21 protein-coding genes are annotated in these 22,540 nt (G+C 40.7%); 12 read left to right on the forward strand and 9 right to left on the reverse strand.

Annotation, left to right across the window (positions count from 1 at the left end):
* Positions 1–68 precede the first annotated feature (68 nt).
* A complete protein-coding gene (glsA, locus tag VB620_RS00435; protein ID WP_323194150.1) occupies positions 69–1,049 on the forward strand; it encodes a glutaminase A in 981 nt (326 codons plus the stop codon).
* Here the strand turns inward: glsA and VB620_RS00440 are convergent.
* Positions 1,046–3,079: a glycoside hydrolase family 10 protein gene (locus VB620_RS00440; protein WP_323194151.1), complete on the reverse strand. Its 2,034-nt coding sequence runs from the start codon at positions 3,077–3,079 to the stop codon at positions 1,046–1,048. The two genes, glsA and VB620_RS00440, sit on opposite strands and share 4 nt — an antisense overlap.
* Positions 3,080–3,251: 172 nt before the next feature.
* On the opposite strand from VB620_RS00440, the gene VB620_RS00445 reads away from it, so the two are divergent.
* Positions 3,252–3,701: a hypothetical protein gene (locus tag VB620_RS00445; RefSeq protein WP_323194152.1), complete on the forward strand. Its 450-nt coding sequence runs from the start codon at positions 3,252–3,254 to the stop codon at positions 3,699–3,701.
* 39 nt (positions 3,702–3,740) lie between these two features.
* Here VB620_RS00445 and VB620_RS00450 read toward each other — a convergent pair whose 3' ends face one another.
* Entirely contained in the window at positions 3,741–5,138 is a 1,398-nt protein-coding gene (locus VB620_RS00450) for an amidohydrolase (RefSeq protein ID WP_323194153.1), read from the reverse strand.
* Between the two features lie 206 nt (positions 5,139–5,344).
* On the opposite strand from VB620_RS00450, the gene VB620_RS00455 reads away from it, so the two are divergent.
* From VB620_RS00455 to VB620_RS00465, 3 genes are all read left to right on the forward strand, one after another.
* The gene (locus tag VB620_RS00455) at positions 5,345–6,127 is read left to right on the forward strand and encodes a cysteine hydrolase family protein (RefSeq protein WP_323194154.1); all 783 of its coding nucleotides are present in this window, start codon (positions 5,345–5,347) and stop codon (positions 6,125–6,127) included.
* A gap of 361 nt (positions 6,128–6,488) precedes the next feature.
* Entirely contained in the window at positions 6,489–6,944 is a 456-nt protein-coding gene (locus tag VB620_RS00460; protein ID WP_323194155.1) for a cupin domain-containing protein, read from the forward strand.
* Between the two features lie 144 nt (positions 6,945–7,088).
* Positions 7,089–7,709 (forward strand): 4Fe-4S single cluster domain-containing protein, encoded by a 621-nt coding sequence (locus VB620_RS00465; protein ID WP_323194156.1) that lies wholly within the window; start codon positions 7,089–7,091, stop codon positions 7,707–7,709.
* Positions 7,710–7,994: 285 nt separating this feature from the next.
* On the opposite strand, the gene msrA is transcribed toward VB620_RS00465, so the two are convergent.
* Together msrA and VB620_RS00475 are read right to left on the reverse strand one after the other, a co-directional pair.
* Positions 7,995–8,663, reverse strand: a complete 669-nt coding sequence (gene msrA, locus VB620_RS00470) for a peptide-methionine (S)-S-oxide reductase MsrA (protein WP_323194157.1) — start codon at positions 8,661–8,663, stop codon at positions 7,995–7,997.
* 119 nt (positions 8,664–8,782) lie between these two features.
* On the reverse strand, positions 8,783–10,936 hold the full coding sequence (locus tag VB620_RS00475; protein ID WP_323194158.1) for a recombinase family protein: 2,154 nt from the start codon (positions 10,934–10,936) through the stop codon (positions 8,783–8,785).
* A gap of 87 nt (positions 10,937–11,023) precedes the next feature.
* On the opposite strand from VB620_RS00475, the gene VB620_RS00480 reads away from it, so the two are divergent.
* Complete coding sequence (locus VB620_RS00480; RefSeq protein ID WP_323194159.1) at positions 11,024–12,343, forward strand: proton extrusion protein PcxA; 1,320 nt, start codon at positions 11,024–11,026, stop codon at positions 12,341–12,343.
* A 158-nt stretch (positions 12,344–12,501) separates the two neighbouring features.
* Here VB620_RS00480 and argJ read toward each other — a convergent pair whose 3' ends face one another.
* Both argJ and VB620_RS00490 read right to left on the reverse strand, forming a co-directional pair.
* A complete protein-coding gene (gene argJ, locus VB620_RS00485) occupies positions 12,502–13,779 on the reverse strand; it encodes a bifunctional ornithine acetyltransferase/N-acetylglutamate synthase (RefSeq protein ID WP_323194160.1) in 1,278 nt (425 codons plus the stop codon).
* A gap of 300 nt (positions 13,780–14,079) precedes the next feature.
* The gene (locus VB620_RS00490; protein WP_323194161.1) at positions 14,080–14,820 is read right to left on the reverse strand and encodes a dienelactone hydrolase family protein; all 741 of its coding nucleotides are present in this window, start codon (positions 14,818–14,820) and stop codon (positions 14,080–14,082) included.
* A gap of 264 nt (positions 14,821–15,084) precedes the next feature.
* On the opposite strand from VB620_RS00490, the gene VB620_RS00495 reads away from it, so the two are divergent.
* The 4 genes from VB620_RS00495 to VB620_RS00510 all read left to right on the forward strand — a co-directional run bounded on the left by VB620_RS00495 (position 15,085) and on the right by VB620_RS00510 (position 18,142).
* Positions 15,085–15,324: a phospholipase D-like domain-containing protein gene (locus VB620_RS00495; RefSeq protein ID WP_323194162.1), complete on the forward strand. Its 240-nt coding sequence runs from the start codon at positions 15,085–15,087 to the stop codon at positions 15,322–15,324.
* Positions 15,325–15,452: 128 nt separating this feature from the next.
* Entirely contained in the window at positions 15,453–15,917 is a 465-nt protein-coding gene (locus VB620_RS00500; protein WP_323194163.1) for a hypothetical protein, read from the forward strand.
* A gap of 333 nt (positions 15,918–16,250) precedes the next feature.
* Positions 16,251–16,523, forward strand: a complete 273-nt coding sequence (locus VB620_RS00505; RefSeq protein ID WP_323194380.1) for a hypothetical protein — start codon at positions 16,251–16,253, stop codon at positions 16,521–16,523.
* A 653-nt stretch (positions 16,524–17,176) separates the two neighbouring features.
* On the forward strand, positions 17,177–18,142 hold the full coding sequence (locus VB620_RS00510) for a CHAD domain-containing protein (RefSeq protein WP_323194164.1): 966 nt from the start codon (positions 17,177–17,179) through the stop codon (positions 18,140–18,142).
* On the opposite strand, the gene VB620_RS00515 is transcribed toward VB620_RS00510, so the two are convergent.
* Positions 18,111–18,296, reverse strand: coding sequence for a hypothetical protein (locus tag VB620_RS00515; RefSeq protein ID WP_323194165.1), 186 nt, complete (start codon positions 18,294–18,296; stop codon positions 18,111–18,113). The two genes, VB620_RS00510 and VB620_RS00515, sit on opposite strands and share 32 nt — an antisense overlap.
* A gap of 53 nt (positions 18,297–18,349) precedes the next feature.
* Positions 18,350–19,291 (reverse strand): N-acetylmuramoyl-L-alanine amidase, encoded by a 942-nt coding sequence (locus VB620_RS00520; RefSeq protein ID WP_323194166.1) that lies wholly within the window; start codon positions 19,289–19,291, stop codon positions 18,350–18,352.
* Positions 19,292–19,555: 264 nt separating this feature from the next.
* Here VB620_RS00520 and VB620_RS00525 point away from each other — a divergent pair, with 264 nt between their 5' ends.
* Entirely contained in the window at positions 19,556–20,191 is a 636-nt protein-coding gene (locus VB620_RS00525) for a hypothetical protein (RefSeq protein ID WP_323194167.1), read from the forward strand.
* Positions 20,192–20,725: 534 nt separating this feature from the next.
* Here the strand turns inward: VB620_RS00525 and hetR are convergent.
* Positions 20,726–21,625, reverse strand: a complete 900-nt coding sequence (gene hetR, locus VB620_RS00530) for a heterocyst differentiation master regulator HetR (RefSeq protein ID WP_323194168.1) — start codon at positions 21,623–21,625, stop codon at positions 20,726–20,728.
* A gap of 641 nt (positions 21,626–22,266) precedes the next feature.
* On the opposite strand from hetR, the gene VB620_RS00535 reads away from it, so the two are divergent.
* On the forward strand, positions 22,267–22,458 hold the full coding sequence (locus VB620_RS00535; RefSeq protein WP_323194169.1) for a hypothetical protein: 192 nt from the start codon (positions 22,267–22,269) through the stop codon (positions 22,456–22,458).
* Positions 22,459–22,540: the final 82 nt, after the last annotated feature.

Raw genomic sequence — 22,540 nt, forward strand, 5'->3', positions numbered from 1 at the left:
AAAGTTACATATATTTTCGCTTGCTATATTGACTTAAATATGATTATTGAGAGTAAACTATCAACTTTATGGCAAATCAAGGAAATCTAGAAGATTTAGAAATTGTCTCACCGCCATTTTTAGCTGTTCTTAAGGATTTGTATTCTGAATACAAGTCATTGAAAGAGGGAACACTAGCAAACTATATTCCAGAACTGGCGAAGGTGAATCCGGAGTTATTCAGCATTTGTATTGTGACTGTGGATGGACAAATTTACCAAGTAGGGGATTATCAACAACAATTTACGATTCAGTCAATTTCTAAAGTGTTTGCTTATGGGTTGGCTTTAGAAGATCATGGACGGGATTATGTGTTGACTAGGGTTGGGGTTGAACCTACAGGAGATGCATTTAACGCGATTATTCTGGATGAACAGTCGAAGCGACCTTATAACCCTATGGTAAATGCAGGTGCGATCGCTACTACCAGTTTAATTAAAGGTAATGGTCCCACAGAACGCTTAAACCGAGTGCTGGAAATGTTTCGCAAATACACCGGACGGGATGCACTAGTTGATATCTCTGTGTTTACATCTGAACGGAGTACGGGACATCGCAACCGCGCCATTGCACATCTGATGCTGAATTTTGGCATGATTGACCCAAATATTGAAGAAGTTTTGGATCTTTACTTTCAGCAGTGTTCTGTGATGGTGAATTGCCAAGATTTAGCTGTGATGGCGGCTACCCTTGCTAATAAAGGAATTAACCCGATTACAAGCGAACAAGCCCTAGATAGTAGTTACATTAAAGATATTCTCAGCGTGATAAACACCTGCGGGATGTATAACTTTGCTGGGGAATGGGCTTACAAGGTTGGGTTTCCGGCTAAAAGTGGTGTTTGTGGCGGAATTATGGCGGTTGTACCTCACAAAATGGGGATTGGAGTTTTTTCGCCTTTGTTAGATGTGCGTGGTAATAGTGTCCGGGGAGTTAAGGTGTGTGAGGAACTCTCCCGGCGCTTGGGTTTACATTTATTTGAATGTTCAGGGGACGGGTTGAAATGTTAAAGCACTCTAATTACTACACCAACACTCTCATTCCCTAACCTATCAACTGCACACACTCCATAGTTTCCAGCTTCTGAAACTGTGGCGAAGGTTGTTCCAGCCGATAATATGCGCTGGATTGTCCAATAGTCACCATACTCTCGATAAAGTGTCCAAGACCGAACAGGCTGATTAATCCCAGGTTCCCAACTGAGACGGCGATTGTTAACTTGTAGTTTTTGGGGTGGTGTGAGTGCTGTTCCATTCTGCCATGACATGGTTGGTACTAGGGCGGGGGTAGAATAAAGAGAATTTCGGAAACTGTCTGCAATTCCCTGACGATTTTGAGTTATGGAACTCATGCTGTAGAAGATATTACCCTGTGATAATCGCACCCTATTAGTGGTTAGGTTGCGCGTAATGGCGACTTGTTGCTGAATTTCTTCATTTTTCCAAGCTTTGCCATCGAGGAGACTAATATTGTTGCCTACATATATATGTCGCTGGTTAGTATTAATTTCTGTCCACCATTTCAGCAATACGGGATAACTTTGTGCAGCTTGGTCGATGCGCCAATACAGTTGGGGGGCTAAATAATCTACCATACCTCCTTGTAACCATCTTTTGGCATCAGCATACAACTGATTATAAGCATCTAAGCCATTGATTCCTGGTGGTTGTCCGGGTCGGTAAATCCCAAAGGGACTAATACCAAATTTAACGTGGGGCTTTGTGGCTTTAATTCCTTCGGATATACGTACTACCATTTGAGTCACATTGTTCCGTCGCCAGTCACCTAAGCTGATTTGACCACCATTTGCTTGAGATGCTGCATAGGTTTGGTCGTCGGGGAAGGTTTGACCCTGGATGGGATAGGGATAAAAATAATCATCTAGATGAACTGCGTCTATATCATAGCGGCGCACAACATCGATAATGACGTTGTAGAGTCTATCTTGGATGATTTTACTGCCTGGGTCCATCCATAGTTGATTACCCCATTGGTAAACTACTTCGGGGTTGGTAACAGCGATGTGAGAACTGGTGTTAGGTCTAGCTGTGAGGCTACTTTTGGCGCGGTAGGGGTTGAACCAAGCATGAAGTTCTATATTGCGTTTGTGACATTCGGCGATCGCAAACTCTAAAGGATCATAATATGGATTTGGTGCTATACCTTGAGTTCCGGTCAACCAAGCACTCCAAGGTTCAAACTGGGAAGCATATAAAGCATCACCCTCTGGTCGCACTTGCAAAATCAGGGCGTTAAAATTCAGGGCTTGTAGTCGGGTAACAATTTCGATAAATTCTGCTTTCTGTTGTGCTGTGGAAAGTCCAGCTTGGGAAGGCCAATCACCGTTCCATACTGTTGTTACCCAAGCACCGCGAAACTCTCGTTCATGGTAAATGTTCTCTATGGGAGGGGTAGGGACAACATTTGGCGGAACTACGATATAGTTAGAGGAGATTTTATCTCTCGACCGTAAATACACCATCGCCTGATAGACCATGACTACCACATCTGCACGGGTTGCAGCTACTCTGGGGTTAAGTATTTTGGTGCTGGGATAACTAGCTACTAAGTTTTTTGCAGTAGCGATCGCTACTTGATTTCTCGCATACCCAGGAATATTGGCTGCATCTTGATAAATTTGGGGTAATCTATCCAGTAAATCCGGTTGGATATTAGCCGCCATTTCCAAGCCATTGACAATCGCTACTAAAACATCACTGCGGAAAATTCTGTCATTGGGGCGAAAGCTTCCATCGGGATACCCGCTAAAAAATCCGGCTTCGTAACTTTTTATAATCCCACTTATAGCCCAGTGATTATCAGGGACATCAATAAACGGAACATATTGGCGTTTAGGAATCCGGGATGATGCAAATACTGCGGTTAGTATAGCGGCAAATTCAGCGCGAGTCACTGAGTTATCTGGTCGAAAAGTCCCATTCGGATAACCATTTAAAATGCTACGTTCTGTTAACGCTTCAATGAATGGCCTAGCCCAATGATTCTGTATATCTGGGAAACGAATCGGTGTAGATACCATGATGGATTTTAACTAGCTTGATTTTATACTGATATTCTTTGTTAATTTAGCAACTAAAATGCGATCGCGTCTGTGATATTGTCCAAATTCAAACAATTTTTATCCTCATATTCTTGTCTGTGTAGGATAGAAGTATGAGTTAATTTTTTTCTGCAACTTATCTATTTGAACAGTGCGAAAAATCAGACTTTTCATTTTGTTATTATTACTGAGTTTATTCAGCGTTCTGGGATTTGCGGATATTTCTACTTATCTCTCAGAACGAAAGCCGATTGTCCAGTGTGAGAAATCGGGATTTTATCCACCACAAGCTCAAAAATACTATACTCATCCTCAAAAGTTGGTAGTAGCACCTTGGCGTGGTCCACATAATGTTTACGGTATATTTGCTATTCCCACTGGATACAGCAGTGATGCTTTATTCACTGTTTCAATTCCTGGAACTCCCACTTACTGCGGACAATTTCAGGATACGAAAATAGTTTCATCTGATGTTGATCAGCCTCACTTAATTCTCAAGGGTTTATTAAATACTCGTATTGCTTTGAAATTAATTGCTCAAGGGAAGTTAAATCAGTTACGAGAAGAAAAATATTGGCGTTTGGGGTATGTGAGGCGTTAGGTATATTCTAAAGGTAAATGGAGGTGTTTTCTGTCTTTTTTATAAATCCATGATTTGGCGATAATGAGTTTCTATTTGGGCGACACCTGGAGATTTGCGTTTGTTTTCCCACTGGCTACGGTTAAATAGTTCTTGTTTTAAATTATCGATGTTAATGGTATTAATCTGACCGCTACTGATAATTCCTTTCCCGTTTACCCAAGCACTATCAACGACGTTTACGGGACGACCTAATACTAATAAGCCTATGGGATCTGTGCGGGGTAGTAATGAGAGTTTGGTTAAATCATACATTACTAAGTCGGCTTGTTTACCTACGCTGAGGGAACCGATTTGGTCGGCGATATTTAGCCCTTTTGCACCTCCCAATGATGCCATTTCTAGGGATTTTCTCGGTGTGATCCAGTTTTGATATTCTGAGTCGGTAATGTTGTGTAGGATGGAACCAATTTTGATGGCTTCTAGTAGGTCTTGGGAATCGTTGCTGGAAGCGCCATCACAACCAAATGTGACGTTTACTCCTGCTTGAATATATTTTAAAATTGGGGCGATACCACTGCCTAAACGGAGGTTACTCAAGGGGTTATGGACGACTGTACTTTGAGTTTGGGCAAGAATTTTGATATCAGTTTCATTTAACCAGACACAATGCGCTAAGGATGTGCGATCGCCTAAATATCCAATACGTTGTAGATGTTCAACAGCAGTACAACCATACTTTTCCTGGGCGAGTTTTTCTTGGGCTTTGGTTTCTAGTAAATGGGAGTGACGACAAAGATTGTGGCGATCGCTTAATTCAATACATCCTAAAAATAACGCATCACTACACAATTGTATCCCCGTGGGTGCAACTAAAACACTCACACCCTCTTCAGGACGATGATATTGTTTCACCGCTTCTGCAATCATCTCCAATGTAGCCCCAGTGGAGCGAAAATAAGTCTCATTATTTGGGACTGAGTTTCCCGCAGGTATACTGGCTATCAGGGGTTCATCTTGAATTAGCGGCGCAATAAACGCTCGAATCCCCACTTCTTGATAAGCACGTACCGCAGTGGCGATGGTTTCTAATTCTTGTCCCGGAATTAACACTAAATGATCGACAACACTAGTCCCACCGGAAAGTAAAGTTTCTACAGCTGTTCCCAAAGCACTGAGATAAACTTTTTCTAAATCTAGAGGCGCAAAATCATATAATTCCGCTAACCATAATTCTAAAGGTAACATTGACATCACACCCCGTTGCCACATTTCTGATGAGTGGGTGTGGGCGTTCACGAAACCAGGTAGTAATAAATTATTGCGACCATCAACAGCAGCGCCAATGACATCTAAATCCGGGGCGATCGTCGCTATTTTACCATCTACCACCTGCACATCCACGGTAGTATAATCGTCATCGGTGGCAATCAAAACATTTTTAATAGTGAAATTCACGACCAACCTCAAACTGAGTAATACAACTATTCTTTAACTTTAGCTTTAATAATAATATCCAGAAGAAATGTAGCGTTTTTTGCAGATTTTACAATCCCCAGCCATCGAGGGAGTAAAATTAAATTTATTTAACCTTAATTAAGTAATCGAAGTCACAGGATAAATTCAAGTTACAAATTTAAGAACTGTATTAGATATTGTCATTTATGAATCCACCATTACGGAGATTAGGAATTGCAGCAAATGCGTGGAATGTGAATCAGGCGATCGCAGATATCACCCGTCCACCAAAAACCCCGCAAACCATTACTCTACCCACAGAAACCAAAACTCTGCGCCTCGACCTAGCCAAAACCGCCATCATCATCATTGATATGCAAAACGATTTTTGTCATCCCGATGGTTGGTTAGCACATATCGGCGTAGATGTCACACCAGCAAGTCAACCCATCGCACCGTTAAATAAATTACTCCCAGAACTGCGGCGACTCAGCGTACCAGTAATTTGGCTTAACTGGGGAAATCGTCCCGACCTATTAAATATTAGTGCGGCTGTACTCCACGTCTACAACCCCACAGGAGAAGGCGTAGGATTAGGCGATCCTTTGCCCAGCAACGGTGCTAAAGTCCTCATGGCGGGTAGTTGGGCGGCGGCGGTGGTAGATGAACTGCAACAGCTACCAGAAGATATCTATGTAGATAAATACCGCATGAGTGGGTTTTGGGATACGCCTTTAGACAGTATTTTGCGGAACTTAGGAACAACCACAATATTATTTGGAGGTGTGAATGCTGATCAATGTGTCATGACTACCTTATGTGATGCCAATTTCTTAGGATACGACTGCATTTTAGTCAAAGACTGCACAGCTACCACATCTCCCGACTATTGTTGGCAAGCCACACTATACAACGTTAAGCAATGTTTCGGTTTTGTCACTGACTCACAAGAGATTTTAAAAGTGCTTCCTGAGCATACCGTTTCGTAGTTTTTTTTTTAAATCTCCGTTTATTCTCTTCTATCGGTGGTTAATTCATATTAATAACAGGGAACAGGGAACAGGAAACTCTTTAATTGTAAGGGTTTCATTATCTATTTCTGTCCTAACCTCCTTGGCTGTTGCTATATTTTCTGTACCGAGATTTAGTCATGAGTAATTAACCGCAAAGTACGCAAAGTACACAAAGGAAGAAATTAGATGAGTGTTATAGGACTTACGCAAAATTATGAAAAAACGAACCACAAAGGACACAAAGGACACGAAGTGAAGAGGGTTTAAGAGAGTTCTTGCGTAAGTCCTATGTTAATTAGAGACTATTTACAGTAATTAATTTTCAAGGGAGGAATAAATGGACGCGACGAGATGTGTAATTCCGATTATCAAATCTCCCAAAGAGTATCAAACATATCGCATCGGTCCAGATGATTCTAATCGTCTAGCGATTATATTTGACTCCATAAATGCTAATACTTCTTTAACTTGCTGCATCGAAATTTTTGATGTCGGTGGACAAACACCACCAAATCGACATCAATGGGCGGTGGAAATGTTTTTCGTCCTCAAAGGGGAAGCCATAGCTATGTGTGATGGTAAGAGTGTTCAAATTAAAGCCGGGGATAGTTTATTAGTACCACCAACTGGTACTCATTTAATTAAAAATACAGGTAACACTCGCCTATACACTTTAACTATCATGGTTCCCAACGAAGACTTTTCGGAATTAATTCGCAGTGGGATTCCTGTAGAATTAGATGCAGAAGATTTAGCAGTATTAGGAAGAACAACTTCCTTAATGCCTTGTTAAAAAAATCTTGTAATTTATCCCTTTTTATCCGTCTTCATCTGCGTTCAATTATTCTGAGAATCTTATTATATTCAGTCAAATCAATAGCAGCGCATCCAGCAGCATCTAGTGACAATTGATTTACTATGCAAACAGAGGAAACAGATGGAAACTCAGCCAACAGAACCATCATCACCACTTACAGAAATTCCTCCCGGATATTTGAACATCATGGGTTACGTGGATGAGTCAGAAGTTAATGGCCCTGGTTGTCGCGCTGTTGTCTGGTTACAAGGTTGTCCCCGTGAATGCGCTGGTTGCTTTAATCCTGAGTCCTGGTCATTTGAGATTAATCAACTAATTTCAGTTGATACTTTGGCTGAAAATATCCTCAGCAAACCTCAAAATACAGGTGTCACCTTTTCTGGTGGAGAACCCTTTTGGCAAGCCACAGCCCTAGCTGCACTGGCTCGCAAGCTCAAAGCTGCGGGATTAAATGTCATGTCTTTTACTGGGTTCACCCTCCAGCAACTACAGTCTGAATCTGCTCCTCCAGATGCGGCGGCATTATTAGCAGAACTCGACATCTTAATTGATGGACCTTTTGTGGAGTCTTTAGCAATTAATTCTCCCACCTCTTTGGTTTCTTCTAGCAATCAAGGAGTTAATGTTTTTAACCCAGATTTAGCAAACCAAATGACTTGGGCTAGCGACCAAATAGAAATTCATATTCTCAAGGATGGTAGCAGAATTGTAACTGGTTATCAAGGTGGTTTGAGTAAATAATTCGTAATTCGTAATTCGTAGGACTTACGCAAAATTATGAAAAAACGAACCACAAAGGACACAAAGGACACGAAGTAAAGAGGGTTTGAGAGAGTTCTTGCGTAAGTCCAAATTCGTAATTAAGAATGTACAAACCATACTCAAGTATGGGATACAAGCTTCCACTTGAGTAAATAATGACTAGTTCGTAATTCGTAATTAAGGGTGTACAAGCCCAACCCAAATATACAATACAAGCTTCTACTGGCTGCAACTACGAATTACGAATTACGAATTATCAATTACTCAATTAGTCACTTGAGATTCTACAACACCGATGGGACAAGCCACTTTTGTTCCGCCTAAGCCACAATAACCATTGGGGTTTTTAGCGAGATATTGTTGATGATAGGCTTCTGCGTAGTAAAATTCCGGCGCATCTAAAATTTCTGTGGTAATTTTGCCATAACCTGCTTTACTCAGAGGTTCCTGATAAGCGTCTCGTGATGCTTCTGCTAGTTGCTTTTGTTCTGGGGAATAAACATAAATTCCTGAACGGTATTGCGTACCCGCATCGTTACCTTGGCGCATTCCTTGGGTGGGGTTATGGCTTTCCCAAAAAACTTTGAGTATTTGAGAGTAACTAATTACTTTGGGGTCAAAGACTACCAAAACAACTTCATTATGACCAGTCATGCCACTACATACTTCTTCATAAGTGGGGTTGGGAGTAAAACCCGCCGCATAACCGACGGCAGTTGTGTATACTCCTGGAAGTTGCCAAAATTTGCGTTCTGCTCCCCAAAAGCAGCCTAAGCCAAATACTGCTGTCTCCATTCCTGCGGGAAAAGGCGCTTTTAAAGGATTTTGATTGACGTGGTGTTCGTTAGGTACTGGCATTGATTTTGCTCTTCCTGGTAAGGCTTCTTCAGGAGTGGGGATAGCCAGCTTTTTACCAAATCCAAATAGTCCCATAGGTTTTAACTCTGATTTCTCTTAAATTTGTTTACGTTACTTAATATTCTAAAGAATCTAGTACAGATTGGGGTGTTCTGAAAATAATTGATTTATAGCTGGGGACTGCGCCTCTGTTTCTAGACAAAGGTATGTACTAAAGGTAATAGTCTACCTAATTGTTCTTGACCATTTACGGCTAAGTCGCTGTGACATAAATACACTTTTTCACCGACACGAGCGAGTAAATCTGCCAAAATCCGCTTTAGTCTGGCTTCTTCTAGTAAATTTTCATCTGCTGCTGTCCAAGGTTCCCCTAGTCTGTCTCGTAAGAATAAGGGGGCTGCAAATAATGTGGCTGCACCACCTTTCGCCCAGAGAGGGGAACCAGCATCTAACCAGAAATGCCAAGGGTGAAATCTTCTACTAGCGCGATATTGAAAAATAGTTGCTAGGGTGATGGCTTTTCTATCTGTGCTGATGGGACGCAAGGGGTAAGGGTTGGCGGTGATTGTCCCCCGTCGCAATAATTGGATAAATTCGCCTACTGTTGTACTAAGTTCTGTTGCTGTGTGTGGGGAGGTTTGTTGTAAACGAGTGTCAATTTCCCAATAATGCTGGGCGGTTTCCAGTAATTCTCGCAATACTGCCATTTGGTCGTAGGGAAGATGGGAATTTTGACAACAAAAGTCCTGAATTGCCTGATATAACAATGAAGTTGGACTGGGAATTAATTTCTCTGCTGCTGGAGTGCGCTGTTTTTCTAACCACTGTAAAATTTGACCATAAGCTGTGCTGGCTGCATGACCGATGCGATCCCAGCGCTGGAATGCTGAAACTGGTAGTAAGTGGGGATGGTGGGGATGAGGTATAAAACAGTAGTCTGCGATTAATCCGGCGCGTACTGGGTCGATGGGAGTGGGGACACTTCGGCTACGCTCAGTGCAAGTTGGGGAGTGGGGATTTCTACTAAAGATAACTAACATCTCTGCTACGGCTTCTCGATCTACGAGGCGACCTAAGCCGGGATAGACTAGTGTGAGCATGGTGAGTAATGCTCGAATTACTGGGGAACTAATTAAGGGGGTTTGGTCTTGGAGTGATTCGACGGGGATGTTTTGCTTATGGAGAATTTCTATTAAGGTGTAACGGGCGATCGCATCTAAACCCGGTGCAATAATTACTATATCTTCTGGTTGTACTTGTCCTGATGTGACGGCTTGACTAATTTCCTCTGCTGTTTCCCGTAATAATTGGGCGCGGGAGGTGGTTTGAATTAACTGTACTGAGTCTGGTAAACTCGACAACATCATTGATTCTGTAACTAACTCCACCATAGGCGTGAAAAGTTGCTCTGCTAGACCTGGTGAGGGTGATGTTGTTAATGTCTCAATTTGACAACGCTCTGCTAAACCCTCCATATATTGAGGATCGGCTCCCAAACCTAGACGCACTGCACCATCAGGGTTATAGCTGAAAGCCCCCACTGCACCTTGATCTAAGAGAAAATCAAATAGCTGACGTGCTACGGCTGGATAATCATCAACATCATCTGCAAGTACGGCTTGATAGCGTTGGATTAACTGCTGTTGATAATGGCGATCGCTTAATAACTTCTGAGTATAAATTTCAGTAATAATCCCATAAGTAAGCAACCCCCTTTCTAAACACCACTCCCGCCACTCTAGTAACAAAGATGCCACAAACTCCGGCTCTAAATCTATGCTATTTTCTTCCCAGCCTGTAGCCAAAATCTGGGCGATATCCTCACAGCGTGTACCACTGTAAACAGCCAATTGCAACACATCCAGAATGCGACGTACCAAACGAGACTCATTCACTCCCCCACGGCGAAAACTGGCTGTATCTAATCGAGAATGCCATAGTTTCGTTGCTAATTCCTGTTCAGTTTCCGGCCGCAATCTTAGGGGAAATTGTGCCTTGAGATTTAACGAATTGACCAATAAAGGCCAAAATAAAATAACTTCATCTTGAAAAAAACCCAGCACCGTCTTGGTCCGAACTGGATATTTGCCTTCAGTTGCTGTCACAATTTTATCAGCCAATTCCCGGCGATTTTCACTATTGGCAGCTAAAACTAAAACTCCCGGCGCTGTTTTTTGGAGATGAGAGACTATTTGTATCCCCTCACCCTTTGGCTTCTCTAGATTTTTAGTATAAAATGATTCAACAATATGATTGTCACTTTGCAACCAATCACCAAAATTTTCTATCAAACGAGTCGTTTTACCGCTACGACTAGAGCCAACAATCCAAATAGAATGAGAAATCACAAATCCTCCCCTTGTCGATTTGGTAATATACTTCCTGCGTTAACTTAATTTTCATCATCACCAATCAATTTTAAATAGTTACTGACAATGAGAATACCGATTTTCAGCCAAAAAATTTACCCTTTTTTATTATCTACTTATAGATGGTACTTACTCACCCCAGAACGGTCATTAGATTTAGCTTATAAAGCCGCATTAGAGATTAAATCAATAGAAGAAGAGCATTTCAATGGTAATAAAATAGATATCAACTCATCCATGTACAGCAACAGTGTAATGGATTATTTTGAATCAGAGTTAAAGCGACAATTAAAAATTGTCCAGATGCGACTCACAGAATTTCGAGCCAGTCGTTTATTTTCTAATGAATCTCATCAAAAAGCATCTCAGAAAACAGGAATAGAATATCCTACTTCTGCCTTAATTTTAGAGAAATTAAATTTCATTGATCAAGTTATATCTAAATATAATAACTTGGAAACAGAGATAATTTTCCCCACTGTAGGAAATCAAGCCCAAATTGTGAAAGTTGATGCACCTACCTCTGAAACATCACCACAAAAAATATTAAATAAAAACCAAGAACCAAAGAAAAAACAGCGCGGTAAAGCTGATACAATAGGGATAATACCCAGGTCACTTTTAAGTACTATTGGTCGTCTGCAAGTAGAATTAGATCCTAATGCTGAAGAAGATGTTGTTCAGAACTTTCGTCAGACCCAAAAAAGAACGATAATATCTATTAGATTTATTTTACTATTAATTATAGTACCGTTGTTAACGCATCAAATATCAAAGGTATTAATAGTCGGTCCGGTAATCAACCATCTTAGAAAGCCTGAAACAACCGAAATCTTTCTCAACTTTGAAATGGAAGAGGAAGCATTATCAGAACTGCATAGATTTGAGGAAAAAATTAAATTTAAAAATCTAATTGGTAGCGCTCCACAACTATCTGCGGAAGAGATGGAAATCCAGATAGAGGATAAAGCTCGTGAAATTGCTGAACAATTTCGTCGTCAAAGTGTTAATGCTCTGAAAAATGTTTTTTCCGATATTTTCTCAGTTTTTGCCTTTGTTTATTTATTGATGATTAGCAAATCTTCTATTGCAGTGCTAAAAGACTTTATTGATCATGTTATCTATGGTCTGAGTGACAGCGCTAAGGCATTTATAATTATTTTGTTTACTGATGTATTTGTTGGTTTTCACTCTCCACACGGCTGGGAAGTAGTTTTAGAAGGTATATCACGTCATTGGGGTTTACCAGCTAATAGAGATTTTATCTTCTTATTTATTGCCACCTTTCCCGTGATTTTAGATACTATCTTTAAATATTGGATTTTCCGTTATTTAAACCGTATATCACCTTCCGCAGTTGCAACCTATCGGAATATGAATGAATAGTTCGTAATTCGTAATTCGTAATTCGTAATTAAAATGGAAAGATGCTGGGAAATTTGACCTGCTAAATTCGTCTTCCCAGCACCAACTTTACCAACTACAGATATTCCCTAACTTGATATTTTCTCTGTGTTCTCTGCGCCTCTGTGGTTCGATATTCTTTAAGTAGTATATTCCGCGTTAATTTTCACATAGTCATAACTCAAATCACAACCCCAGGCTTTACCAGAACCATGACCATTACCAACATTAACGGCAATAATCACAGGATTATCGACTCGTTGACCTGGCGCAGTGGTCTTGTTGATTTGAGGTAAAGAAGAATCAGCCGCAGTTTGTTTTAAATATGCACTGGCTGCTGCACGATCAAATGGTACTGGTTGACCATTTTCTAATAATAAGAAATTGCCTAATTTTATTTGCAGGTTGTCCTGTTCAAAGTTTACACCTGCACGCCCTGCGGCGGCGGCGATACGTCCCCAGTTGGGGTCGCGTCCAAAAATGGCAGATTTAACTAGAGATGACCCGGCAATGGTTTTAGCGATTTGACGGGCGGAAACTTGGTCATAAGCGCCAGTGACTTGTACTTCAATTAAGCAGGTTGCACCTTCACCGTCACGGGCGATCGCCTTAGCCAAATGCTGACATACTGCTGTTAACATGGCCTCTAATTTCTCGGCTTCTGGACCCATTTCGGTAATTGCTGGGGTGCGAGATTGACCATTAGCCAAGGCGATTAAGCTGTCGTTAGTGCTGGTATCACCATCTACGGTAATAGCATTAAAACTTTGATCAGCAGCCCTAGTTAACATTTGTTGCCATAACTGAGATGAAACCGCCGCATCACAGGTGACAAATGCCAACATAGTCGCCATATTGGGATGAATCATCCCGGAACCTTTAGCAATTCCACCAATGCGGACGGGGCGATCGCCTATAGTTGTTTCTAAAGCAATGGATTTGGTCACTAAGTCTGTAGTAATAATTGCCCCGGATGCTGCATCTGAACCCGTCGGGGAAAGTGCCGCTACTACCTGGGGAATCCCACTGCGTAAGGCATCCATCCTCATCCGTTGACCAATTACGCCAGTGGAAGCGAGCAAAATTGATTCCGGGGAAATCTTTAATTCCCGCGCTAATATTTCGGCGCTTTCTTCAGCATCATGCACACCTTGGATTCCTGTAGAGGCGTTAGCTTGACCAGCATTACAGAGAATTGCACGGGCGCTATGTTTCGCTTGCAACCGTTGACGACAATAATCTACACAGGCGGCTTTTACTTGGCTAGTGGTAAATACACCAGCTGCGATCGCCTCTACATCTGAGCATATCAAAGCTAAATCAGGTAATCCCGAAGGCTTCAACCCAGCCGTAATTCCCGCCGCCTGATAGCCTCTTGGCGCTGTCACACCACCACTAATCTCTTGCCAATCTGCCATTTTTCTTTTCCCCACAACTGTTAGCTGCTTGACTGGCGATTATACCAAGTCTTGACTCATTATCTTATTTCCTCAGTAAACGGGTTTACTTGCAAGATATTCAGGCTAACTCTCAGAATTTGTGGCGGCGATCGCATAAAATACCCCTAGTATTTTTTCCGCGTTGCTGAATCAAAGTATGAAATGCCAAAATCACCTTTATTTTCTTCCTACCTTTGCGGCTTTGCGCCTAACGCACTTCGTGCTTCGCTTCGCTGATGCGTGACACTAATTCATATCTCAATTCAGCAACGCCGTTTTTCAGTTTGCAAATATGCGGTCTAAAAAAGTGACAATTTCAGACCAAGCAGAAGTAGTCGCAGCTGAATCGTAGCGATAACCGTCGTCTCGCATAAAAGTATGTTCGGCTTCATACAAGAAAACTTGGTGAGGGACATTAGCATTCTCTAGAGCTTTAATTAAAGTTTGACGGTCATGCTCTGGGATATGAGGATCTTGAGTACCGAAGACCAATAGCATCTCGCCGTTGATTTCTCTCACGCGATGGATAGTATCAGCTATTCCTTGACCCAACTTTCCACTAGGAATCCCCGTAGGGTAGCAGCAGACAGCAGCTTTAATTTCATTTTGAAAGGCGGCTCGGAAAGCTAAATGTCCACCAATACAAAAGCCGAGAGTGCCTATTTTCTCAGGAGAAACTGCACTTTCTTTTTTGAGGAATTCCATGACTGCAAGGCAATCCGCATCATAATCAATGATTTTCGTGCGCCGAGCATCATCATTACCCCGCATCCGCCCCAAATCATCAGGCTCAATTACCGAACCAACTGGCTCTATGCGATGAAAAATTTCTGGCGCTGCTACCACATAACCGTATCCTGCTAAGTAGTTAGCTAGACGAATGATGGGGCTACCTAACTGATAAATATCACTATAAAATATAATACCTGGGTAAACTCCGGGTGCTTTGGGAGCCGCTACATAAACGCGCATTAAACTATCATCTACTCTTAACTCGATATTGCGCTTAGTAATTTGCACTTTTTATTCTCCGTGTCATGCTTGCTGGGCGATTAGTTGAAATTAAGCCAGGGAATAGCTAATTTATCCTTTTTTCTTCTCTGGAATTGTATAAAGGCGATCGCCTACTGTGGAAACTCCTTATTTTCAATCAGCTGTAATCTTTCCCTTACTTGCATTAATATAAAGAATCTCCAGAGTATTTGCACTTATTAAAATGGGTGAATAGTGTACCTAACAAATCTGCTTAGTTAAAAAATTAACAATTACACAAAAAATATATTAATGCCCCTACCAGACTACATAGACAACCGAACCCACATCCTACAAGCCGTCCTTAAAACAATCATTAAGGATGAAAGACAGCTTACCCTTGACATCGCTACTGGCTTCTTCCGTATTGAGGCATGGGTAAGATTAGAAGCTGCCATGAACCAACTCACCGACTTTCATTTACTCCTGGGACGTGACCCCACCATTAGACCAGCAAAGAGCGATCGCATTGACTTAATCCGGGATTCTTAGGGGATGAGTTGGCGATCGCACCAAATGAGAAACCGCAGTTAGGCGATCGCCTTCGGCACGGAGTTTCGCCATCGCGTATTCTGAAAGGAAATTACCAAACCACATTCACATTAGTAAAAGGTAAAACAATGAAAACCGTATTATTACAGATGACAGCCTTAGCAATTAGCACAGTATTGTTTTTAAGTTTACCAAAGCAAGTGTTAGGTCAACAAACAGAAGGACAAAAGTTAGTAGATTCCATACAGTCTGTAGCACAAGTAAAAGGTCAACTCAAACAAATATTTGAAAATTTAAACCAATGCAATTCAGGATATTGTTTTAATATTATGACTACCGAAATCTGTGAGCTAGTTGGCGCATTAGATGTCAAGGTAGATGGCAAAATTATAGGAGAAATGTCTGGTGGTAGTGACGTAAAAATTCCTATTTCAGCCTCAGATTTAAGCTTTATGAAAAAAATATTTAGTCAATGCAAACCAACTAATTATCAATACGGGAATTGGGAATCTATTCTGCACGTTGCTTATTTGCCTACCGACAAAATAGACTTGGAAATTCGCGCTGCTTTGGGCGTACCTAAACCACGATGATTAGATTCTTAGAGGAAATTATGCGATAGATCATGTTTTACTTAAAAAACAGCAAGGTATTTGGGCTTATGTCACCGTTACGAGGGGACTCAACCAAAAAAATCAGAAATAAGCTAAGGATAAATCTACCTGTTTAGGTAATCCTCTATCTAAAGATAGAAGAAAAAGGTGAGGAGATTTCAATTGCATTCATACCATAATAGATATATTGGTCTATTCAGTTGAATATACTCATATATGAATATAATTTATGGCTCTAATCTCAGTAATTAGGTGCTGGAAAAGAGATTCACCTGAATGTTTCAATATATTAAAGAATTGCAATTAAAAATGATGGAAAATACATTAGTCGATAAAACCTTCCGCGATCGCAATGGCGAAATTGTTTTAGCTCAGATGCCAAACCCACCGCTTATTCTGTGGATAGTAGCTAGTTTACTTACACTGGTTTTTACAAGTGGCAAAATTAATACAGTATTAGATGTCCTAGCAAATGGTTCCTTATTTACTTGGGCGTGGATGGAATTATTTCAAGGCGTTAATTATTTTCGCAGAGCGCTAGGTCTTGCTGTATTTATTGGTATCATCGGCTCGAAAATTCTGTAGCTTACATTAACGTAGAAAGAGTTGTGATATTCCAACGCTTGTTACTGCGGCCAGTTTCCCCCACGTAGAAAATCAAATCAGCAGCCGAGTCATAAAATAGAAACACGCATCACCTGGGCTATCAGTAGACATCCTCCAGAACGAGAGCGACGGCCACAAATCAATCCTATCTGGGTCATAACGCTTTGGTGGAAGGTCAAATATAGCCTTTCTTAATCACATGAGGTATATCATAGCCCTCTCCTCGCTTGCGGGGAGGGGGTTGGGGGTGGGGTTCTTGTACTTCAGTAGATGAGGAAAGTCAAATAAACTCACCTGCTCTGGTAGCTGACTTTCCCTCACTTGCTGCTGATACTTAAAAACCTGAGACTTCCAGGACAGCAGCGCACCTTTATTTATTAGATCCTTGGCCATTGCTATATCAGTCCAACAAAAAATCTGGAGAGCCAAATTTGTAACTCTCCAGATCATCAGGGTGCATATATATAACATATCATAACATTTTTGCCATGAGGAGTGATACCCTTTATTTATCCTCGATACAAATATTATTCAATAGTAAACATCCCTAAAGCATCAGTTTTTTTGACTAATGCTAGTATAAATTCGATAAACTCACATTTACTTTTTCAGTATGACATTGGTAAAAAATTATGATAAAAACTCTCAATAAATATGCTTATCACGCAATTGAACAACACGTCAAAAAAACCTTAAAGTGGGAAAAAGCAGTCAAGAAAGATGAACACCCAGAAGCATTACATCAAATGCGTGTCGGTATGCGTCGCCTCCGCACTGCGATCAGTAGATTTGATTTATTACTGAATTTACCCCAGTCAGCCAGTCAGAAAAAAATTGCTAAAATCGCTCGTAAACTTGGTAAACTTAGAGACATAGATGTACTCAAAGACACCTTAGAAACCGATTATCAACCACATTTACCACCCACAGAACAAAAACTTCTGCAAACAGCTTTCAATACTTTAGATAAACAACGTATAAAAGCATTGTCTCAGACCCAGACAACATTACAAAGTGAAACTTATAAAGCTCTCAAAAAAGCATTAGTAGATTGGTTAGAAAAACCCATCTATCATCCTTTAGCATCTCTCTCAATTCAACAAGTCATCCCAAATTTACTCTTACCTGAAGTCAGTAGTTTTTTACTACACCCTGGTTGGCTAGTAGGTACTAATATTACAGATTCAGAAGTAAAAATTTGCCCAGACTGGGAACCAGAAAACCTAGAAACAGAATTGAAAAACCAAGGAGAAATCATTCATAACTTAAGAAAACAAGCGAAACGTGTCCGTTATCAAATGGAGTTATTCAGTGAATTATATAGTGAATATTATGCCGCTTATATTACGGAAATGAAAAACATTCAAGACATCTTAGGAAATATCCAAGATAGTGTAGTTATGAGTGAATGGCTTGCGGATGTATTCAAGTCAGAAATTGATACTAATTTGCCCACACTAGCGACCTTACTAAAAGAAAATCGTTATCAATTGTGGCAGCAATGGCAACCTGTGCAAGAACTCTATTTCCAACCTGAACACCGACACAATTTTCATTTAACAATACTCAACCCCCAGCCCAATTGTAGCGACGAGTAAATAAGCTAATTGGAGACTCAAGAGATAATACATAAACAGTACTTTGAGGAATCTGCACAACACGGATATTTTCTGCCGAACCTAAGCCAGTCAGAAAACCCACAATATTCGTCTGGCGCAACAAAACACCTTTTCCGGCTAATAAATTCCTCAACGGCTAGCCCCGACGAAATTTAGGGGCTTTCAGCCGTGAAATGACTAGTCCAACTAACTAATTAATTTTTGCCAAGTCATCGGACCGACAATACCATCAGCCAGTAAATCATTAGCCCTTTGATATGCCCTAATAACTGTTCCGGTCAGGGGACCACATATACCATCAACACTAGTACCTACACGGTATTGTATGTATCTCACAACTGTACCACCAGCATGGTTAGGTCTGAGTATACGTTTAGCTAAAATCAGATTAATTGCATCCCAGGTATTTGTGTCTGCAATTCCAGTTGGTGCTAGTCCCACAATATTCTGAAAATGTACGGTTGCAGACCTTGTAGCCGCCCCTATCAGGTTATCTTCTACTAAAGACTTTCGATTAATATCGTTGATTTTTAATTTATTGAAGGACTTTTGCAGTCTAATGACTGTCGTATCTGTGTTCAACTCTTCATCTGGGACGGGATTAACAGGAGTGCTAGGGACTTGACTGGTCAAGCCTTTAACAATCGCATTAGCCATTGCTTCCGGTTCAAAGATATTCATATCTCGCGGTGAATCGATGAAGCAGCATTCCAAGTGAATCGCAGGCATTCTAGTATTTCTCAGCACATACAAATGAGAACCACTTTTAACTCCACGATTAAAAAATCCTAAGCTGACAATTTCATTTAATACTAGTTGAGCAATTTTTCTCCCAGCATCACTGGCTGCAAATACTTCTGTACCATTAGCTTGACCATTCAAAGAGTTAAAATGTATGGAGACAAAAATATCCACTTTGTTAGTATTCGCTGTATTGATTCTTTGAAATAGTGAATCAGTTACAGAAGTAGAACTTTCTGGCTGACATGGTATGACTTCATGTCCTAAAGCCCGTAACTTGGAGATAACTCTGTTACCTACATCTATGTTTAAAGCATCCTCAAATTTGATGCCCACACCGCCTATGTCTGGAGGGGAATTATGCCCGATATCAATGCCAAATTTCATTTGTTCAGCCTCAACTTATACTTATAAATTACGATGTTCTATGGCTGCACCAGGCCATTTATCAGGTTCTGAATAGAAAATAAGATTTATGACTATTCCAGGAACCGTGATAAACATATTCTCTGTGATCAAATATCACCTATCAAGTTTATAATCAGCAATGTCAAGGGTGAGGTTTCTGCTGGATTTAGCTAAATTTCCTGGTTTCTAGAAGAGTTACCGTACAGTTGAGTTAGCATAACCTTGGGTGTTTGGAGAAAGGCGATGAGCAAAAAAAACTTGAGTAAAGTAGGGAAGCAACAAGGCAGTTTAGCTGTGAAAATATTTAAGAGTAAAACTGTGCGGCTGACAACACCAGTTTTGACTATGGCTGGATGGTTAGCGATGGTGGCTCCAAGTATGGCTGTGACTGCCTCTTACGCTAATGATTACCGAGTCTGTACCGCGCAACTATTGAATTTAGACATAACTGAACAAGCGGTATCACAAGGATGTGCGAAAGCATTGCGTCCGAGAGAGTTATCTACTTGTGTGGTAAAAATTAGTCAGCAAACTGAAATTAGTGCGGTAAATGCTCTTTCTTCTTGTCAGCAAGCTCGGCGACCTAAAGATTTATCGACTTGTGTAGTTGGGATCAACAAGAATATTCCAGCAGCTGTTCACACAAGTGTTTTGAATTATTGTGGCCGTAGTTTGTTGCCTGAGCGTTTTGCTCAGTGTGTAGTGGGTTTAGGTAGTGAGATTAATATTACACCTACCCAGGCTATGGATACTTGTATCGATGCCCGTGACCGTGTGAGTGGCTTTTCTCCTGCATCTGTACCGCAAGATAAAGTGTTTACGCAATTTAGTCCGTCTTTTGAGGTGACTCCAATTCTTGGAGATCCAGGTAGGAAATAAAATATAAGGGTTGTCCATTAATCAATTTTCTCTAGGCTGGCTCTACAGCCCGCCTAATTTTTTGTCTATCAAAAAAAGCTGCTTTTAGGCAGAAAATTATAGATTTGGCGTGCTTAACGTTTACTTAACCTCAGCTGCTAAACCAAGATATATAGTTGTCTAATGACAAAATGCAAATGCTACTATATCAGCCGAAGCAAGGTAAATAAATACCTTGTTTTATCAGCAGGAGATTGAGCGGTTTTTTTTAATCTCTTGATGTTCAATTAACCAAATATTAGATTTTATCTGGATATGTTCCCTAGTATCGTGGGGTAGAAGTCAAAGCCCAGATTTTTCAGGGATTCGCCGGAAATTAATTTTAGTAGTTACACACTCCAGAGAACTTGTTGTTTTTGTTGCTGGTTTTTCCTCCGCGCCTCAAATAATGGAATATTTCTATCTGTGATTCCTTAGATGCAAAGTGCTTGATTTTATAGTATTCACTTTTAGCTTTGCTGAATACAAGGTGTTAATGTTATAACACCTTAACTATCAGTCTTCTTTTCTCCCAAACACCATTTGCAAAATCATGGGAATACCACCGCTTTGGTGATATCTGTCAGCCCAAGCGCGAACTATTTCATCTAGTTCTTCCATCGCTTGCTCCCATTTTTCTGCTGGGATATCAAGTTCCTCTAAGGCGCGCATGGTATTTGGTCGCCTTTCTGCCCAATTTTTCATCATCCGGAAATACCGGGCAGTATCTTCTACCATGATATAAGTCCGCTCTTGATCGTCTGCTGGGGCATAAAAAGGACGGGTAAGAGCGTAAAAGGGCATTCCCCAAGGAGAATCAATTCGGGTGACTGTACCGGAGTAAAGTAACCGACGCTTGATATGTTCTGCTAAGGCTTCGCTCAATGGCATTCGATGCTCAGGTGGCAAGACTTCTTGCGATCGCTTGTGCAGAAATTCAATTAAATCTAGAAACTCAAAAGAAGTGGTCAGTTGAGCATCAGGAAGATTACTAGGTAGTTTCTGCTCGATTTGTCTTTTTTCTTCACTTGTCAAACTTGTCCCAGGAACACGGGATCTTCCAGGTTGCCAAGGGAATTTTTCCATCCAGACATAAGGCAACTGAATCAGATAACGGGGTTCTTGAGAACCTAGCATCTTAAGCAATTTACCTTCGGTCAGTGCTTGTCTAACTTCCTCTACGATGATTTTTACTCGTTTTGGCTCTAGGTGATGCAAGTGACCGGTCATCCGGAGATTTTGTCCTTGCTCTAGATAGGTCATGTAGATTGCACACTTAGCTGCGGTTGCTGCTGCATCTAAGAATGCTCCATGCCTATGCCCACTCGTCCGCATGGCGCTAAAAGCCAGATAAAGCATGATCTGATCCATTGCACTGGGGCTAAGACGCTTGATCAGATCTATGTCGTTACTCATATTACAGACAGTTGAATAGCACGTTTACAGATTTATTATTCACACAGAAACAAGTAGTATACACCCAATTAGTACCATTTTCTTGAATCCCAACGTTATATCTGATGTTTTACTCCGAGGTCATCGGGATTTCAACATGATAATTACTCTTGATCGGCGGGGTCTGAATACAAAAACTTTCTTTTGGCTTTCACAATAAGTATACCTTTTCGGGATAATTACTTTTTATTAGGCTTTGAAGAACTGTTGATTGTGTCCAGATTTGCGGTAGTGGTTGGGAGTGATTTAGGAGTAGGTTACCTAATAACCTAAGAAATATGGTTAGGTTTGGCCTGAATTTGTAATAGAATATTCTGCTTACAACTTCCGGTTATTGGTTGGTAGTATTGGCAGTTGACTGGAGTAACAATTATCCACTTTAAATAAGGGGGACAATTCCAGATTCAAATTACCTTTTATTTTCTTACAACATGATATTCTATTTCTGTCCGTTTTTTTATTAATTTTGTATAAAGTATACTACTGACAATACTTTCACCTTTACCATGTAAATGTTTGGTATGCAACTATTTATCAAGATTCTCTGATGTTTTACGTAACACTACGAGTTCTCAGTTAATTAGTTTGTTGGTGGTGAGGGGATGGTACGGAAATCTGTGATGCAGATAGAGACAAGTAAGTGGGCGGAAAGAAAGTTAATTAATAAGGGTCGTCATTGCTCATTGGTAAGGATTTCCGGTGTGTTTACTTTTCGTAATTTAGTTTGGTTTTTTCCGGCTTACCTACTCCATATCGGTTTAAGTTTCGTCGCCGATGGATGTAATGTCAAGTAGTACTGACGTTGAGGCAGACATGGCTGAAATTTCAAGTCAAAAGACTATAGCCGTTGGATTGTCTGAATCTACAGGCTTGGTC

Source organism: Nodularia harveyana UHCC-0300, from assembly GCF_034931085.1.
Taxonomy (GTDB): domain Bacteria; phylum Cyanobacteriota; class Cyanobacteriia; order Cyanobacteriales; family Nostocaceae; genus Nodularia; species Nodularia harveyana.